Genomic DNA, 662 nt, shown 5'->3' on the forward strand with positions numbered 1-662 from the left:
AGCAAGCACGGGCAAGCGAATGCGACGGCCTCTTACAATAGCGACGGAAATGCAGCGATTCCGCAAAGACTACGCGGTGGGGGAGCGACCCTGGATTTCGGCAACGACGGCACGGTGGGCTTGAGCATACAGGGGATGCGCGGAGCGACGATCGGAACTCTTACATACGATACGAACACGCATGGTTGGCAACCTGCGAGTTTGAATTACAATTTCCAAAACGAATTCAATCAAGGACAGATAGCGGAGAACAGCTCGGAGAACCACGCACGTAACCAACTTGAGGTTTTACTGAAAGAGGTGAGCATCGGAACGAAGATGGACAAGCCTTTGTTTACGGAAGCTGAGGTGGATGCAGCGTTGCCGCGAGATGGGAAGGGCGGCATCGATATGGACAAAGCTCAACCCGAGAAGTTGCTCGAGAAGTGGAATGCTTACAAAGATTCGATGTCTCAGAATGATGAGGGCGTAAAGAAGTGGAAGGACGAGGTAACTCGTGCAGGTGAGAGAGCTGGAATCGAAGTAAGATTCAACGACGGAAAATCGGCGACGTCGACGTTCGGCAAGTTTGTGTCCGGCTTAGCGGGTGACATTGCGCAGAGCTTCGGCTTTGCAAACGACGGATCGAAGATGGTGGACAAGGCGGGAGTCTTTCACTTGGA

At 52.7% G+C, this 662-nt stretch carries 1 protein-coding gene; it reads left to right on the forward strand.

Going from position 1 to position 662, the window contains the following annotated elements; translation table 11 throughout:
• Nucleotides 1–662 (forward strand): TIGR04388 family protein (locus CH376_RS23970; RefSeq protein WP_125232041.1); only part of this gene is annotated, 662 nt, incomplete at both ends.

The organism is Leptospira adleri (assembly GCF_002811985.1).
GTDB classification, from domain to species: domain Bacteria; phylum Spirochaetota; class Leptospiria; order Leptospirales; family Leptospiraceae; genus Leptospira; species Leptospira adleri.